Raw genomic sequence first — 16,346 nt, forward strand, 5'->3', positions numbered from 1 at the left:
AATGCTCATGCCCTGGAACTTCAAACCAGACGCCGTCAGCTAACCGCTTACGGAGAAGCTGGTTCATCCGCCATTCAAACGTTCAGACACGTTCAGTGTCGTCCGATACCTGACAATGTCGGATACGCAACGCAGCAGGCTCTGATCTATCGGATGTATTTGAACGCCTTTTTGCTTTGGCACAGTACATGCACGGCTACAGGCAAACCGCGTTCGGGCTGAGGAAGTCGTCCCACGGCCACGAAAACCGCTGACTTACGCCACCTCCCAAGGCCTACCCGGCCCGGCAGTGAGCTCAGTCTCCTGCCGGGCATCCGATGGTACTGTCTGGAAGTGGTTGGAATTGGGAGTCGGCGTAGTCTCCGGGGATGTCAAACCTGGAATCATCCGGCGTTAGAGCGCCGGAAAGGAGACCACTCACCACCGAGATCACGTCCCGCGGGTGACCTCGATGCCGGCGAGGACAAGACGGCGGAGTGGAAGAGCAAGGCCTTGCGCGCCTATCAGCGGCTCATTCCTTATCAAGAAGAGACCCAGGCGAGGGTCACGCCGCCATTTTGGGAGCGCCTACTCTTCTGGTTTTGATGAAAAACGTGATCTGATCAGAAACACAATCTGGATAATACCAGAAATTATTACGAAATAATGCAGAATTAGGTAGCAACTGGCACCAAGTTCAGCCCCCGCGAAACGTGCCAGTCTAGGGGCGACATCTGTCGTTCGGCGCATCAGGTGAACCGATATTAGACGGTTCTATGGCCTCTCGACGATGCTCGAGCATCGCCGGCGAATCCAAGATGTCTCCAAGGTAGTCGATGTCGACCCCGGCGACGCCGAATTCTGAAAAAATGTCCTGCCATCTTCCGATCCATCCGGCCACTTGGTTCCATTCGTGCTGAGCATCCTCTTTTGACATGCCGAAGTGAGGCGCCGCCGCCATGGCGTGTGTGATACTGAAGTCGTTCAGAAACCTGGGGTTCGGAGAGATCTGGATCGCCTGTTGTCCGAGACCGTTCATTTGCGTCGGAATGTCGAAAGCCGGCGACAGCAGCCATCCGTCCTCGGTATGGAGAAAGGCGTGGTTCTTCGTGTGATCGTCAGTGTTGTCTATCATGATGTTGAACGCCATTCTGCGGAATAGTTCTCGTTGCATCGATTGGATGCAGTCGGCGACTCCATGGCGCCGGATGATCGCCGCGATGGTGGCATAGCTGTCGTCGGCCTCCGAGGCCAGCATCGTGCGTGCTGAAACAGCGTGGACGCGGAGACCTCCAACACGGTCAAAACGACGGACCGTCAGAATATGATCGATACCGCCGGGGATAACCTGTGACGATGCGACGTGTAATCCGGCTCTGCGCGCCAGTTCCATGCAGGCATGCTCGACAAGGAGTTGATCCACGTTGCTGCCGCGAGGAAACTTGGCGATCCACTCTTCTCCATCAGCTTCGATCAGCATCTTGGGGTGGGCGCCGCCCATGCTGCCGGCGCTGGCGATGAGCTGTCTTTCTCGCTCGCTGAGAGGTTCACGCTCGAGGACGCGTGCAATCAGCGCCTCCGCTTCCTGAAGGGAATCCACACTCATGAGCGGCTGTTCGTCGACGGGACGATATTCATCGAAGCTGGAAGACATCCCAAGCGCACCGAAACGGCGGTCGCCCGCATACCAGAGCTTGTCGAGTGGGCTCATGCGCGAGGGGCGAGAGACGACCCTGATCATACGCTCCCCCCAGCGATCCGGCATAGCGTCTTCGATTGCGCCAGGAGTCACCATGTCCCTCAAGGGAGCATGCACCTTCTTGTCATGGGTGAGATCCGGAGAGAGAGGGAATCCCGAACGCTTCCACTCCTCATCCAGTTCAAGAAGGCATCTCCGATTGCCCGCCTCGAGCTTCACCCGGCCGACGAGGCGCGGCCCGATCGGATTTTCGAGATACCAGACCGCAAGAAAGTTTTCTCGGAAGTCGTTCATACTATCCTCTCTTTCGGCTCGCCCGGTTCACATCGAGCATCGTGGCGTACTCGTCCTCGCTAGGCTTGAGAACCTCAGCAAGCTTTTCGGACTTCCCAAAAATCCAAAGCGCCGCGGCATAAACACCTATTGACACCTTTGCATCGCCCGCCTCCATCCTGCGCAGCGTAGGGATCGAAGTGCCCATCCTCGCGGCCATGGTCTTCAGGCTGTCTCCTCTACGCTCGCGGGCGATGCGCAGATGAGAGCCAAGTGTTTCCAGCGCAACCACCGTTGCATCGGTGAGGATTTCAAGCGATGTGGAGCTCTTTGACATAAACGTAAGGTTCCTCATACTTCGTCGTATAAGAACATATATGTTCTTTTCAAAGCCGAATTCAAGGGGTGGCTACCTACCTCCACGAATGTGAAAAGATTCTGACGCAGCCTCATGCATTCATCAACGCGGCTTGTAAGCCATGTTGATCCCGTCCTGAGCATCACGGATTGGAAGACGAACCCAGTAATGTTGAGGTGATGGTTGGTGGCACTTGCTACCTAATTCCGAAATAATGTAAATCACTAAGTGACAGACACTCAGAACTGCCCAAAGAAATATTATACCGATCGAAAGCATACGCCCGTCACCACAAAAAAGTTTGATTATTCCCGAAGGCCTGGGACCGAGCTTTGGAAATCACTCTCCTCAAACGTTATTAAGTGCGATCCACCTCTCTTTCGTGTCATCGATGGACCGCCTTGAGGCGAGGATCCCCCATTAGGCTGGTGAAGCCGAACGTAAGGCCGATGAGGCCGATCACAAATAAGGCTAGCCGCCGCAATCGTGGGGTGGAGGGAGCTTGAGCTTCGCCCTGACCGAAATGCCAGACCTGCATCATGCTTAGTCAAGTACGGCCCGGCCCAGATCCTGCAAGGGCACTGCTTCGACGCCATGCTGGAGCGGAAAATGCTCCGATCCCGGAAAGACAACGAAGCGCTGCTCCGGAATAAGGTCCTCGCAGGCCCTTTTTCCACCCTTGGCGTCAGGCTGCGCCTTGATTTCGATGCCCCAGAGGCGCTGGCCCGGCGGCGTTAGTAGCAAGTCAATCTCCGCACCCGCAGCTGTTCGGTAGAAGTTGCTTAGGGTGCCGGCGGCAGTGAGGCCTTCGATTACAAACTCTTCCCAGGAGGCGCCGGCCACTGGATGTCCGCGCACGTCTTCCTGAGTTGCGAGACCGAGCAGCGTATGGGTGATGCCGCTGTCGCGGACATAAACGCGGGGGGATTTGACCAGACGCTTGCCGACATTGGCGTGCCACGGCTCCAACCGGCGCACCAGCAGGAGATCGACGAGCAGATCAAGATAGGACGCGACGGTCTTACCGTCGACGCCGAGCGCGCGGGCGAACTCGGCTGCGTAGAGTAGGCCGGCCTGGTGGTGGCCAGCATTGTCCAGAAGCGGCGCAGCGTCTCGGCCGGAATGCGCGGACCGAGGAGGGGGATGTCGCGCTCCAGATAGGTGCGGAGGAAATCCTGCCGCCATCGTTGACTGGTGCGGTCGTTAGTGGCCAGAAAGCTGTCTGGAAAGCCGCCGCGCACCCATAGCGGCCCAAGAGCGGCGGCGCTGACTTCCAGACCGTCGATCGGGCGCATCTCGAGATAGGCGATGCGGCCGGCGAGGCTTTCGCCCGACTGCTTCAGGAGATCGATCCATGCCGATCCCAAGAGCAAGAAGCGGCCGGCTTTTCGTCCAACGCGGCGGCCGCGGTCGATTAAGCCCCATCAACCGTCGATACGGGAATGGCCGTGAGTTACGATGATTCGCGAACTCTTATCACTGTTGCAACATTGAATTGGGTAAGCTCCCCTCATCATAATTTACGGGGCGCCACAAGCGCCGCGCTCAACACTTGGAAAAGATTGTGTGGAGGTTCTCGTGTCCGAATCACCACTCGAAGGAGTGAAAATACTCAGCCTGGCGGAACAGTATCCTGGTCCGTATGCTACCTTGCTGCTTGCAGATCTAGGCGCAGATGTCATTCTGATCGAAAGGCCCGACGGAGGTGATCCGGCCCGAAAGCACAAAAGCCTTTTTTCCTCGTTGAGCCGCAACAAGCGAAGTGTCGTCCTTGATCTTAAGTCAGCAGCCGGTCAGGAATCCTTACTCGAGTTGAGTAAAACTGCAGGCGTTATTATCGAAGGCTATAGGCCGGACGTAATGAAAAAACTCGGATTGAGTTACGAGGAACTCAGTTCTGTAAATCGCCGTTTGATATATCTCTCATTGACTGGCTTCGGTCAGAATGGCCCTTACCGCAGGCGCCCAGCCCACGACCTCACCTGCCAAGGGTTGGCCGGGGTTCTAATTCAGCAGGGTCGAACCGGTCACCCGCAAGCACAGTTTCAATTGCCCCTTGCCGATCTCGCCTCGGGCACCCTGGCAGCACTGGGTGTGGTTTCGGCTCTACTGGCGCGGGAGCGAACCGGACTCGGCTGCTACATCGATCTGGCTATGACCGATAGTCTGGTGTCATGGATGACGCCGTATCTCTACGCGAGCCTAAACGGAAGACCAATGGCAGAGGTGTACACGGACGAACCCGCCAATGGGACGTTCGCTTGCGCAGATAACAAGCTCATTACGCTCAGCATCGTGCATGAAGATCACTACTGGCAGGCTTTGTGCCGGGCGACTGGTCTGGCGCAACTGGCCTCGGCAAGCCGTCAGGACCGCCTACAATACGCTTCTGACTATCGCGCTCAACTTGCTACCGCGATCGCCAAGGAAACGCGAAAGGCGTGGGCAGATATTTTTAATACGATCGAGATTCCTTGGGGGGATGTGCTTCACCTGAATGAAGTCGCGAGAGATCCGCAATTGTGCACACGAGACCTATTTGTCCGGCTTAGCTCGGAGGACGGCGACGAATGGCACCTGAACCAACCGCTGCAATTCGACTGCTACAAAACCGGAATTCGGCTTCCCGCGCCAAAGCTCGGCGAGCACACTCAGGAAATTTTGTCCCGCTGCGAATCCAGCAGGACCGGACGCGACCACCCGAATTGATCAGTCGCGGGACACTTCTCTCACTATCCCTGGGAGTGCCCGCAACTTGAGCAATTCCTGATAGTTCGGCCACAGGCATTTGATTCACGGTCGTCCATATCGCGGCGATCATGGGGGCGCCGCGCCGGCGCTTGACGCGTGCGCCGCGTTTGCCGTGTGAGCAGGGGACGAGCGCGAGTGGGTGGGTTCTGGGAGCACATCTCGACGAACAACCGCAGCTATGAATCGGCAAAGAAACCGGGACCAATGGAGGCACTCAAATGCAAAATACTTCTATAGGAACGAAAGCCCGCCCGCAGGAGGAGGATCACGTGCCCCCACTGAAGGGTATTCGCGTCTTGGCATTCACGCACTACGCGGCAGGACCAATCGCAGCGCAGTATCTTGGTTCGCTTGGGGCGGAAGTCGTCAAGATCGAGGCGCCGGCCGGCGATTATCAGCGTAAATGGATCAAGGAGCCGACGGCGGACCCAGACGCACCCAGCCCCTATTTCTTGGGCATGAATCGCAACCAGCGTTCACTGTCCATTGATCTGAAAACGCCTGAGGCACAAGCGGTCATTCGCGAGATGATCTCCCAGGCGGATGTCATTCTGGAAAATTTCCGACCCGGAGTCTTGGAGCGGATGGGTATAGGCAGTTCCGCCGTTCTCGCGGAGCACCCTGGAATAATCTATTGCTCGATAGCTGCTTATGGTCCTGCAGGCCCAAGCCGAAACAAGCCGGCGCTGGATCTGATTATCCAAGCCCTGTCGGGCATCGCCAGCCTGGGTGGGGCAGCCGATGGTCCGCCCGTTCCTGCCGGTGCCTACGTTGTTGATACCTACACAGCATCACAAGCAGTCATCGGCGTTCAGGCGGCATTGCGCCAGCGCGATCAGACAGGGCTTGGTCAGTGGGTGCGTGTGGATATGATGTCGTGCGCGCTTCACTTGCTGGCGTCGGAGTCTTGCTATGCGCTGAACGCACAGGAGCCGGCAAGTCGAGGGCGAAATGGCATTAGCCACAGTCACCAGCCAGCGCCTTACGGCATCTATTCCACCTTGGACGGGGCGATTGCTCTGGTGGCTTACTCCGCATCCCTCCCCGATCTTGCCGCCGCGTTGGGCCTCAGCAAGCAGATCATACCGCTGCTGGCGGGGAAGGGCCCTTGGACAAACCGGGACCAGATCGCCGGTATCCTGTCAGGTCGTCTGCGTCAGCTGACCAGCGATGATGCGCTTACGCGCCTTGCACCCACGGGTATCCTGCTGGCCCCTGTACGCAGTATCGATCAGGCGCTGGCCGATCCTGATGTGGCCAGCGAACTGGTCCGCGACGTCGAACACAGCTACGGCGGCCGCTATCGCGTCGCGCTGGAGCCGCTGAAGCTTTCAGGCTCTGCACTCGTTTTCAATCGTCCTGCCCCCGATCTCGGCGAGCATTCAGTGGAGGTTCTGCGCGAGACGGGGATCAATCAAGACCGCATCGATGCGATGATTGCTAGCGGCGCAGTTCGTGTGCCCGGCAGCCCGGAGAATCGGACATAGCGATTCGAACCGAGACGCAATATAGGACATTTGCGTCGCTGCTGATCTTGAATGCCAGCGAAGACGCCATCACGAAAGCCACAGGATTGCCCGTCGGCATACCACTGCCGAAGCCTGCTACGCCGATACAAATGTGTTCGCGCTGTCGAACGTCGCGGCATCATGCTCCAATTCCTGCGATCGCGATCCGCCGTTTCCGCTAAGACACGAACCACGACATTATTAAGATCCGCGGCCAAGAGGTCCTTGGGCGCTTCTTTTACTCGCGTGCTCGGGTGCGATCTTGCGTCCCTTTGCTCGTCCAAAGGGCGGGTCGCAGGGGGCACCCCAGCGCTCTGCTCAGACGACATGAGCGTTGGTCGGAAGAGGATACCAAGCGCAAGCACACGGTCGATCGCGCCAAACAGGTCGGGCGATTTCAGGTGGCGGATCATGGCAAGGCACAGGGGCAATACCGGTCACCTTCCTAACGCAGCGATTATGGGCAGTGTGTATTCCGCGACTTCCAGGTCCGAATAGGGCCTTGACGAAACAGCGGGTAGACTACCGTCCCCGAGTGGGAAGGAAGTACGTTTGAAGTCGCTAGTCGACGGCTCGGGTTTCGTCGCTGAAAAAATTGAGCAATGCGACATGTTTTCGCCAGCGGCAGACGGTGGATGCTGGCGACCCCGCGCCGACTTTCATTGGCCAGTCCGCGCGAAGAGAGGCTCGTATGGGCAGGAGCTTGCCGCAATCTGGCGACTTGGCTGGTAAGGGCTCATTTGGTCCGCGAAATTGCCTTTCGCCGATCTTATGAGATCCCATTAGCCACGGGGCCGGACTGCGCTTCTGCCGAAAGCCTCTCAGCGGGAGAAGGACGGCGAAATTGGAATCCAGGCTTTATCCTTTGATGTCCAGCCGCGGGCCAACGCCCATGATGGCGGGCTCGGCCGAAAGCAGCTTCTTCGCCGTCGCCTTGACCTGGTCGAGATTCACTTGCTCGATTAGCGCGGGACGGCGCTGGATGTAGTCGATGCCGTGCTTGTCGAGCTGCAAACCGATGAGCGTGGCTGCAATCGAGCTGGAGGAATCCAGATTATTGATAGCATAGGCGCCGATGGAATATTTCTTGCTCGCCTCGAGCTCGGTCTCTGTCGGCCCTTTTTCCGCCAACTCCTTGATAACTTGACGTATTGCGCCTAGCGTCTCGGCGGCCCTGTCGGCGCGCGTCGACGTGGTCACGACAAGCGCGTCGGAATGCTGGTAGCCTTCCAGGTTGGACCCGATATCGTAGGCAAGGCCGCGCTTTTCGCGCACCTCCTGGAACAGACGTGAGGTAAATGGCAAGCCTCCGAGTATATCGTTTATCAGCTGCGCAGCATAGAATTCCGGGTCGTTGGGTCCGATGCCGGGAAAAGCCAGCTGAAGCGAAGTCTGCGGCAGGTCGTATGCGACCAACGTCCACTGGCCGAGCTTCGGGGCGATGTCGGGGACCGGGGCGAGCGCCTGCTTCTGAGGCAAATTGGCGAACAATTGGTCGAGCTTTTCACTCAGGGCCTTGGCATCAATGTCGCCGACGACCGCAACGTGTAGCCCGTCACGGGCGAACATGGCCGTGTGGAAGGCGCTTAGATCCGCCGGCGTTATACCGGCGAGGCTTTCCTTGGTGCCCTTACTCGGCCTCGAATAAGGATGCGTGCCGTAGATTCTGCGGCGCCATACAAGCTCAGCGATCGCATGAGGTTCGCGCTCCTTGGCGATGATGCTGGAAAGAATCTGGGCGCGGACGCGGTCGACCGGCTCCTGATCGAAGCGGGGCCTGTTGATCGCGATCCTGAGCAGGTCGAAGGCCGCATCCTTCCGTTCGGAAAGCATGCGCATCGAGCCATAGATGCCGTCGCGCCATGCGTTGAAGCCCATCTCGGCGCCGGCGCCATCGAGCTTCAGTTGGAAGGCATTGCTGTCGAGTTCGCCCGAGCCTTCGTCGAAGAGGCCGGCCATTAGATTGGCAAGCCCTAGCTTGCCCACCGGGTCCTGCGCGGTGCCGCCATCGAAGACAAAGCCGATGGTGATGATGGGTGCCGTATGGTCCTCTACCAGCCAGGCGTTGATGCCTTTTTGAGATTTCACCACCTGGAGGTTCATCGCAGCCGCTTGGGCGGTGAGCCCTGGCAGGATGAGGAAGACGACGGCGAGGAGCAGGATGGCCAGCAGGGTGGCGTGGCGTGCGGTCCTCCCATCTCCCACAAGGAGAGCAGGGGAGGCAGATGCAAAGGTGCCGCGGTGTTGGTGGTTCGTCATCACATCAATTCTCCGTCTTGGGAACGAGATAGCCGGTGGTCGAATGGCCAGGCACGAGATAGCGGGCTGCAACGGCTTTGACCTGATCGGCGGTGACCTTGCGGATGCGGTCCGGCCATTCCTCGACATCTTTCAGAGTGCCGCCGGTGGCAAGCGTGGATCCATATATGTTGGCGATGTAGGACTGCTGATCCTGGGCGAAGATCTCCGAGCGGTTTAAGCGGTCTTTAGCCATGTCCAACTCGTCATTGCCAACGCCATCCTTGGCGATCCGGGCGACTTCGGCACCCGCCGCGGCTTCCAGATCGGCGAGCTTTGCATCGCCGCGCGGCGAGACGGAGATCGCGAACTTCGTGGCATCAAGCGAGGCCCCCTGGAATCGGGCGCTGGCCCCGGTGGCGACGCCCTCTTTCACCACAAGCGCTTGATAGAGCCGGCTGCGGCTGCCGCCGCCGAGGATCTCGGCCAGCAGATCGAGCGCCTCAGCCTCGCCGGGCTCGGCCGTGCGATAGGACGGAACCACCCAATGTGTTGAGAAGCGAGGCACCGAAACGCGCGCGTCGGTCAGCGTCACTGTGCGCTTCGTGTTCTGCTGAGGCTCGACCGGCCGGACTCGCGGCAGCAGCTCCGGTCCACGCGGGACCTTGCCATAGGTCTTCTCGGCCAGCACCTTCACCGTTTCCGGCTCGACGTCGCCGGCTACCACCAGCACGGCGTTGTTGGGGCTATAATATTTGTTGTAGAAGGCGACGGCGTCGGTTCGGTTAAGCTGCGCAATCTCATGCATCCAGCCGATGACCGGGATGCGGTAGGGCTGGTTCTGCCAAAGTGTGGCATCGACCGCCTCGTCAAGTATAGCCCCCGGATTGGTCTCGATGCGCCAACGGCGTTCCTCCAGGACCACGTCGCGCTCGATCTTGACGACGTCGTCGGTGAGGATGAGGTTGCGCATACGGTCGGCCTCGAAGCCCATCATCTGCTCCAATGCCGACGGTGTTACTGTCTCGAAGAAGGCGGTAAAATCGCGATTGGTGAAGGCGTTAATTGATCCGCCGATCTCGGCTACGGCGCGGGTCAACTCGCCAGCGGCGTGATTGGCCGTAGCCTTGAACATCAGATGCTCGAAGAAATGCGCGATGCCGGACTTGCCGGGCGACTCGTCGGCGCTGCCGATCTTGTACCACACCATATGAGTGACGATCGGCGCATGATGATCGGGGATGACGACCACCTCCATTCCGTTGTAGAGCAGGAACGTCACCCTGCCGTCGTCGTTGGCAGCCAAAACCGGAGCGGTCGTCGCGAGAATCAACGCGGTCGCAATAAATGCCCTGCGCAGCCGGTGAAACGGAACTTTGGTCCACGGCTCCGATTGTGGCGGTGAGATGATCGGCAAGGTTCCAGGTAAGGTGATTTGTTCCTCATGTTGAAGGTGCTCGGTGTCCGTCTTTCCTTGTGGGAGAAGGTGGAGCAGCGGGCAGCGCCCACTCGGGTGAGCAATCGGATCCATGTTGCAAGGGCTTACTCGTGCGTCCTTCTCCCGAGCCGGGAGACCGGCGGCGGATTTTTTCGGTGATGTGACCATGCGACAGCTTCTCCTTGGCGGGCACGCGGTTTGGTTGCACGCACGTCCCGTGCCAAATGAGAACCGTTTCTGAGCAATGGATACGCGAATGTCGCGTATCCCACATTGTCGGATATCGGACGGCGCTGGATGCGAGCGCTTGCGGTTTGGGACGATACTTTGCTGGCGCGGAAGGGCATTGAGCGTGCGGCCACTCGTGGCTCTGCACAGGGATTATGACACTTTGCCGGTGGGCATTGGATAGGCTTTGGCCATTTTGAGGCGGGCCTGTTCGCTTTAGAATATCCAATTGACGCCGGCGCCGCTGTTATTTCGCTGGTTTTCCCTAGCGGCGACGATTGGCAATGGGCTGTCACAACTTTCGATACGGCGGTCGGGGCATTGACTGCGCAGGACGCCGATCTCGATCTCGACCTGTTAAGCCTGCTGGCATGCGTGGGCGTGTAATTGTATTCCAGCCGTCGCAGGATGCTTCCCGCCTCCAATGGCGGCAGAGCCTGATAAGGCGCGGGCGTGTGGGTCGACAGGTCCGGGTTGGTCGAGATCGACGCGATAGAGTGCATTCATCGGAATGGCCTCCTTCTCAATTGCGGAGGTTCTGGAAGAATCAGAAAATGAATCAATTCCTTGGCAGACAGCCGCTACCCTGCTTAACCGAAAGCAAGGCCAGTATCTCGCGTTCATCTGGACCTACAGCGCTCAACGGTCGCTCGCCGGCCGAACGCGACACGCAGCTCTTCTGCCGCGTCACCGCGCCCTCTGTCCATCAGATGGTGGCTCACCCTCGAGCGCGCTCGATTGATCCACCCTGGCCTCGCGCGGTATTGAACTGGCAGCAGGTCAAACCTCTCGTCGAACCCGACAGCCTACCCAGGTTACAACCCGCCGAAACCGTCAAATCCTCTGTGCAAAGGTACTGGCTGCGGGACTGGCGAGCATTGGCATTGTGGAAGGCATCATCATAGCTCACGGATTCCGAGGTTCCTGAATCTTCGGGGTGAGGCGGGACGTGCGGGAATTGGGTGCGTGGATTGATTCGAATTGAGGCTGTGCATCGCGGCTATCTTCCTCCTCCATTGCGAAACGTTCATATTGCTGAACCGGATAATATAGTTCGCAAGCGAAAGCAAAATCCAGGAGCAATTGTTGGAAAAAGGACTTCTTCGTCGGCGTAGGACCCTCCCGCTGGTAGAGGGACAATTGTAGAGTAGGCAGGAATGCGCCGTCGATGGTGGCCAACTGCAAATGTGAGCGGCCAACTCGCTTTTCTGATTTCTTCTGGTAGCCCATATCAACGTACTCCTAGTGTGCAATCATCGCACTCGTAGTGTACGAGCCTGACCCGAATCTGACGGATCGTTCGATTGTGATCCAGATCAAAGTTGATTTGGTCGCAATCCAAGCCCTCAGCGCTCTCGTGCTGCCTCTCCGATCAGGAGACGGCGGCCCGAGGTAAGAATGCTGTTCGAGCTTCCTACTGTGATCAGAGCCTAAATGCCGAAAAGGGCGCCGAGCCTTTCGGTGGCCGGAAGCAAGGGGTCGATCAAGCCAAGATCGTAGATCATCGTCGTTTCGAGATCCCCCTTGTGGTCGACGTAGTGCGATATGGCCTCATGCGATACTCCCTGGCCCGTCAACATCAGAGAGATCGCGATCCGCTTGAGGTCGTAGAGCTGGTGGTCGGGGACGCGGGAACAGGATTTTGATTTTAGGCCAGCGCAGACGTTGGGCCTGCACCATCCCAGCAACCCTGAGATGGATCGGCACCGCACGGTAGGTGTACTCGTAGAGCGAACGGGCAGCTTGATGCCTTTGACGTTGTGCTTGGGCCAGACAAGCTTCTCCAGATCGAAATGGCCGAATTCCGCCTTGGCCAGGTCGCTGGGGCGGGCATGGTCAGAAACCGGATGCCCATGAAATTGCAGAGCTCCTGCATCTGGTCGTTGGCGGTTAACACCTGCCTCTTGACTGGAGCCATGTTCGGCTTGCAAGCGCCTCTAGGTGATCTATTTCAGGCGGCGCCTCAAACACGGGATAGAAGATGTGGGCCGCAATTTGCCGGATCTGCTCCGTGGAGTAATCCCGGCGGCGGCGCACCCATCTTCCGCGCGCGGATTGGACTGCAGGAGTTGCGCATGTCGACCAGCTGCATTCGGATGGTCCAGTTATAGAGCGCCAAAACGTGCCGCAACGCGCTGTTGAAGACATATGGCGAGGCAATTTGCTTTTGGAATTCCTCAAGAGGACTCGTCAGCTTCTCGAAAGCTGAGCCGAATAGCATGCGAACGCGAAAGGCTAGCCAACCTACCGCTAGCTAACCAACCTACCGCTAGCTAACCAACCTACCGCTATTTGAAGGGGTAATCACGAGTTCGCAAGCTCGATCCATTCGATCCAAATCTCGCGCCAGCCGTGCTAGGGCGATATGTGGACGGGCGACATTCCGGTCATGGCGAGGCCGGCGTAGCGGCAACGCCGCAGATTGCGTTCGCAGCCGGGATCGTGCTCTCGAGTTCGGTGCGCGGCTGTCAGCAAGGTATTACCGTGCGCATTAGCGGAATCGACCCCTGCGTCGGCAAAGTGCCGGAACGCTGCGATACTTAAGGGCACTACAAGTTCCAATTGTTTCTAGAGATATGCAATTGGGCGAATGAGGTATTTCAGATTGGAAAAGGGTCCTTTGGCCGAGCTGTTGGTCGAACAGTTCGAGAATATGCCGCCGCAGCTGCGGGTCGCTGCGCGTTTCGTGCTCGACCATCCTAAGGATGTCGCGCTGATGTCGATGCGCGAGCAGGCGAACCAGGCCGGCGTTTCGCATATCACCATGATGCGGCTGGCGCGATGGCTTGGCCTTGACGGCTACGAGGATATGCGCAGCCTTTACGCGCGGGCGCTGCGTGAGACAATCGCCGGTCAGCCGGCGCGACAGGGCGTCGAAAACGATGGCGCTCTGGGATGTTCGACTGTCGGGGTCATTGCCGACACGCTCGCGGCCCAGATTTCAAGCCTCGGTGAATACGGCAATGCCATGCAGTTCATCGCCGCCGCCGACCTGCTTGCAAGATCACGCAATCTGTTCGGCCTCGGCTCGCGCTCCGCTCATCCGGTCGCGAGCCACTTCGTTCACATGATGTCGTTTGTGGTTGGCGGTGACCGCAAGGTGACGCTTGTCAGCGAGATGGGCCGACAGGGTCTGGATGTCCTTCAGCACGCCGGACGTGGCGACGTGCTTCTGGCTGTAGGCATGTCGCCTTATGAACGTACGACGGTCGACGTGGCGCGCCAGTCGGCTCGGCAGGGGGTCGGCGTGGTGGCAATCACCGACAGCAGCGTGTCACCGCTGGCCCGGATCGCGCGGGAAACCATCATCGTTACGTCGAATTCGCAGTCGTTCTTCCGAAGCATGGCGCCGGCGTTCGCCGCCGTCGAGCTTCTGGCGGCACTGACGGCCGGGCGGTCCGAAACGGATGCCGCAGAGCGGGTAAAACAATCGGAAGAGCGGCTTGCCGCTTTCGGCATTTATTGGAAGCCTCGCCGATAGCATCTGGATCGAACGGGCATGGCGCCAGCCAGGCTGCCGGCAACAGTGATTTTCCGGAGGTCGTCCAGATGGTTCGTCCGACAACGCCTTCCAAGCTCCTAATCCAGCCGCAAAAGGGTAGACGCCTCGGCAAACGCCGCGCAAATAGCGCGGCTAATCCCGCCTTTCATATTCTGCGCAGATCATGCCGGTGGCAGCTGCGCGCTTCGAAAAAAGTCCAGACAATGAAATTAAGCCGCGAGGGTCCGCTTCGCCGGCGCCGGCTCAGGCATTTCCGGCTGTTTCGGTTTGCGGCCGACCCCCACCGTCTTGGCCAATGCCGAGCATGCCGCGGCGTAATTTGGCGCACGGCAGTCTCCTCGGAAGAACACTGCGCCTGGCAATGCTCATGTGAAACCTTAAGAGTGCTCGTCAGCTTCTCGAAAGCTAAGCCGGATAACATCAGAGCGCCAAGGCTAGTCAACCCAACCCCGTTCGGAGGGCAACATGGACCCATTTCGCAATCTCGATCTTCCCTTGGATCCAAATTTCGCAGCGTCCTACGCCATGACGCACCAGGAGCAAGCGTTCCAAGCTGGGCAAGGGGACTTTGAACTGCACCTAAACAAGGCTCCGCAAGCCGGTGCCGTAAATCCCCTCACTATGGAGCGCCATAATCCCTCTGGGGGGCTTAAGCCCTTTGGTCAAACGATTTCTATGCTCGATAGCGATCAGCGGGTCAAATATGCTAAGGAGCTACGTGACCGTGACGGCTATCCCAAAGTCCCACCGTCTTTGGTGAATCCCACATCGCCAGCAACGGATACCAAGCAAAATCTCGCGCCGTGGAGGACGCTGCCACCTGAGGCGTTGCCCAACAAAATGGGGCTCTGCGCCAGCAAGCCACACACATCGGATGCAACTTTTCACAGTTCAAACTCCTCCACCACGAGCGCCAGTACATCTTCTCCGGCGAGGCCGAGCACCTCCGTGTTCGAATACAGGACGGCCGAATTGAGCCAGGCGAATGAAAACGGCATCTGCGTTGGGCTGACTGCGGAGTGGCTACTCAATCGCAACAACAGCGCGTCAGCCCGAATGAATGCGCTAATACCTGGATCGGAAAGGCATGCCTCAGCGGCTGTGCGGCAGCAGCAGTATCAGGACCTCAAGGATGTATTGCGAAGCGAGGGTGCAGGATCTTCTCAGGCCGACCTTCAGGCACAAAACACCGTGTTGCAGGAGGCGGGATTGGCACCATCCGGAAAAGAGAAGAAACACAAATTCGGCGAGCCTTCGAGCTTCTCGCGCATGCTTGACAAAATCACCGAAGACGGATCGACCCATTTGCTGAGCCTGTATTTCGCCCAAGGTGGTGCACACACAATTGCGACCACGGCGTCGAATGGAATGACCACGCTCTTCGATCCTAATTATGGAGAATTTACTGTTGGATCACGCGAGATGGCTTCATTGTTCCAAAGCCTCACCAATCGTTACAGGAACCCAAACGGGCAGCATTTGTCGACAGTCACCACACAAAGGATGTACTGAGTCGGGCCGAACTTTTCGACGGCTGGATATCACCTTCGTCACTGTGCGGAACACGGCCCGATCGCCGCGATGTTCATCCGGCGTCAGCCTGTAATGGGTCGACAGATGGCGCTTTAGCGATTTGAATTTCTTCCCGTTCCTCAAGGGAGAAAATGTAGTCCGGTGTCACCGACTTCCTGATCCGCACAGCAGGCTTGAGGGTAACCGGCTCTTCTGCCGAGAGGCTTGCGGCCGTGCCCCTCAGGGCTGCGTGCACTTAGCCGATCAGGGCAGGGAGATCCCCCACCGGGACCGGATTGGTTGGAGACATACGCTGAGACGACATCGGCGGTGAGCTCGATGAGGTTGTCGATGTTTTTGTCGGCTTGTTCTGTCATGAAACTCTCCGGGCGGCTTAAAGAGCTATGACGGAAGATGGTGTCAGGGGATCGTGCGTCTCGGAGGGATGTGGAACTGAAGAAGCTGCTATCTGTCGTCATGGCATCGATAGTCGCGTTGGGAGAGAAGCTTTAGCCTGCTAAACACTTGAGGAGTAGTCACTTGCGTTTGGGCATTTCATTCACGGCGGGCGAGCCTGCTCAAGGACGAAGCAGGCAGCTCCTCCTTGAAATGTCCACCTAAAGCAAGCTCGCCTGCTCGGCCTGCCGGCGCAAATTCTGCCGCGGTCGCGGACCGATCTGCTGGATCACCAACCCGGCCGCCAGCGAGCCGAGATCGCCGCAGGCCTTGAGGTCGCGGCCTTGTGTGTAGCCGTGCAGGAAACCGGCGGCATAGAGGTCGCCGGCGCCTGTCGTGTCGACCAGTTCCTTGATCGCGGTCGCCTGGATGAGCACGGTCTCGTCGCCGCGCACGATGACCGA

At 58.4% G+C, this 16,346-nt stretch carries 12 protein-coding genes and 2 pseudogenes; 4 read left to right on the top strand and 10 right to left on the bottom strand.

What is annotated here, in order from left to right:
- Positions 1–700: 700 nt before the first annotated feature.
- The 3 genes from AC07FD_RS13690 to AC07FD_RS13700 all read right to left on the bottom strand — a co-directional run bounded on the left by AC07FD_RS13690 (position 701) and on the right by AC07FD_RS13700 (position 3,494).
- Positions 701–1,972 carry a type II toxin-antitoxin system HipA family toxin gene (locus tag AC07FD_RS13690; RefSeq protein WP_378918471.1) on the bottom strand — a complete coding sequence of 424 codons (1,272 nt, stop codon included), beginning with the start codon at positions 1,970–1,972 and terminating at the stop codon, positions 701–703.
- Position 1,973: 1 nt separating this feature from the next.
- A complete protein-coding gene (locus AC07FD_RS13695) occupies positions 1,974–2,288 on the bottom strand; it encodes a helix-turn-helix domain-containing protein (protein WP_378918469.1) in 315 nt (104 codons plus the stop codon).
- Between the two features lie 564 nt (positions 2,289–2,852).
- Entirely contained in the window at positions 2,853–3,494 is a 642-nt protein-coding gene (locus tag AC07FD_RS13700) for a DUF4143 domain-containing protein (RefSeq protein WP_378918467.1), read from the bottom strand.
- Positions 3,495–3,887: 393 nt separating this feature from the next.
- Here AC07FD_RS13700 and AC07FD_RS13705 point away from each other — a divergent pair, with 393 nt between their 5' ends.
- On the top strand, positions 3,888–5,018 hold the full coding sequence (locus AC07FD_RS13705) for a CaiB/BaiF CoA transferase family protein (RefSeq protein ID WP_478350309.1): 1,131 nt from the start codon (positions 3,888–3,890) through the stop codon (positions 5,016–5,018).
- A gap of 260 nt (positions 5,019–5,278) precedes the next feature.
- Positions 5,279–6,547 (top strand): CaiB/BaiF CoA transferase family protein, encoded by a 1,269-nt coding sequence (locus AC07FD_RS13710; RefSeq protein WP_095085164.1) that lies wholly within the window; start codon positions 5,279–5,281, stop codon positions 6,545–6,547.
- An 879-nt stretch (positions 6,548–7,426) separates the two neighbouring features.
- Here the strand turns inward: AC07FD_RS13710 and AC07FD_RS13715 are convergent.
- From AC07FD_RS13715 to AC07FD_RS13730, 4 genes are all read right to left on the bottom strand, one after another.
- Positions 7,427–8,827: a M16 family metallopeptidase gene (locus AC07FD_RS13715; RefSeq protein WP_378976397.1), complete on the bottom strand. Its 1,401-nt coding sequence runs from the start codon at positions 8,825–8,827 to the stop codon at positions 7,427–7,429.
- Positions 8,828–8,831: 4 nt separating this feature from the next.
- Positions 8,832–10,112, bottom strand: coding sequence for a M16 family metallopeptidase (locus tag AC07FD_RS13720; RefSeq protein WP_245331116.1), 1,281 nt, complete (start codon positions 10,110–10,112; stop codon positions 8,832–8,834).
- Between the two features lie 1,266 nt (positions 10,113–11,378).
- Positions 11,379–11,702: a hypothetical protein gene (locus AC07FD_RS13725; protein WP_206073717.1), complete on the bottom strand. Its 324-nt coding sequence runs from the start codon at positions 11,700–11,702 to the stop codon at positions 11,379–11,381.
- Between the two features lie 200 nt (positions 11,703–11,902).
- Positions 11,903–12,403 (bottom strand): hypothetical protein, encoded by a 501-nt coding sequence (locus AC07FD_RS13730; RefSeq protein WP_378918460.1) that lies wholly within the window; start codon positions 12,401–12,403, stop codon positions 11,903–11,905.
- A 689-nt stretch (positions 12,404–13,092) separates the two neighbouring features.
- Here AC07FD_RS13730 and AC07FD_RS13735 point away from each other — a divergent pair.
- Positions 13,093–13,953: a MurR/RpiR family transcriptional regulator gene (locus AC07FD_RS13735; protein ID WP_378924343.1), complete on the top strand. Its 861-nt coding sequence runs from the start codon at positions 13,093–13,095 to the stop codon at positions 13,951–13,953.
- 230 nt (positions 13,954–14,183) lie between these two features.
- Here AC07FD_RS13735 and AC07FD_RS13740 read toward each other — a convergent pair.
- A pseudogene (locus tag AC07FD_RS13740) lies at positions 14,184–14,300 on the bottom strand (MucR family transcriptional regulator); the annotation flags it as partial.
- Positions 14,301–14,439: 139 nt separating this feature from the next.
- Here AC07FD_RS13740 and AC07FD_RS13745 point away from each other — a divergent pair.
- Positions 14,440–15,486: a YopT-type cysteine protease domain-containing protein gene (locus AC07FD_RS13745; protein WP_245331118.1), complete on the top strand. Its 1,047-nt coding sequence runs from the start codon at positions 14,440–14,442 to the stop codon at positions 15,484–15,486.
- A gap of 66 nt (positions 15,487–15,552) precedes the next feature.
- Here AC07FD_RS13745 and AC07FD_RS13750 read toward each other — a convergent pair.
- Both AC07FD_RS13750 and AC07FD_RS13755 read right to left on the bottom strand, forming a co-directional pair.
- A pseudogene (locus AC07FD_RS13750) lies at positions 15,553–15,863 on the bottom strand (Ros/MucR family transcriptional regulator); the annotation flags it as partial.
- A gap of 240 nt (positions 15,864–16,103) precedes the next feature.
- Positions 16,104–16,346 (bottom strand): PfkB family carbohydrate kinase (locus AC07FD_RS13755; RefSeq protein ID WP_478350310.1); only part of this gene is annotated, 243 nt, incomplete at its 5' end.

It is taken from the genome of Mesorhizobium waitakense (assembly GCF_056431085.1).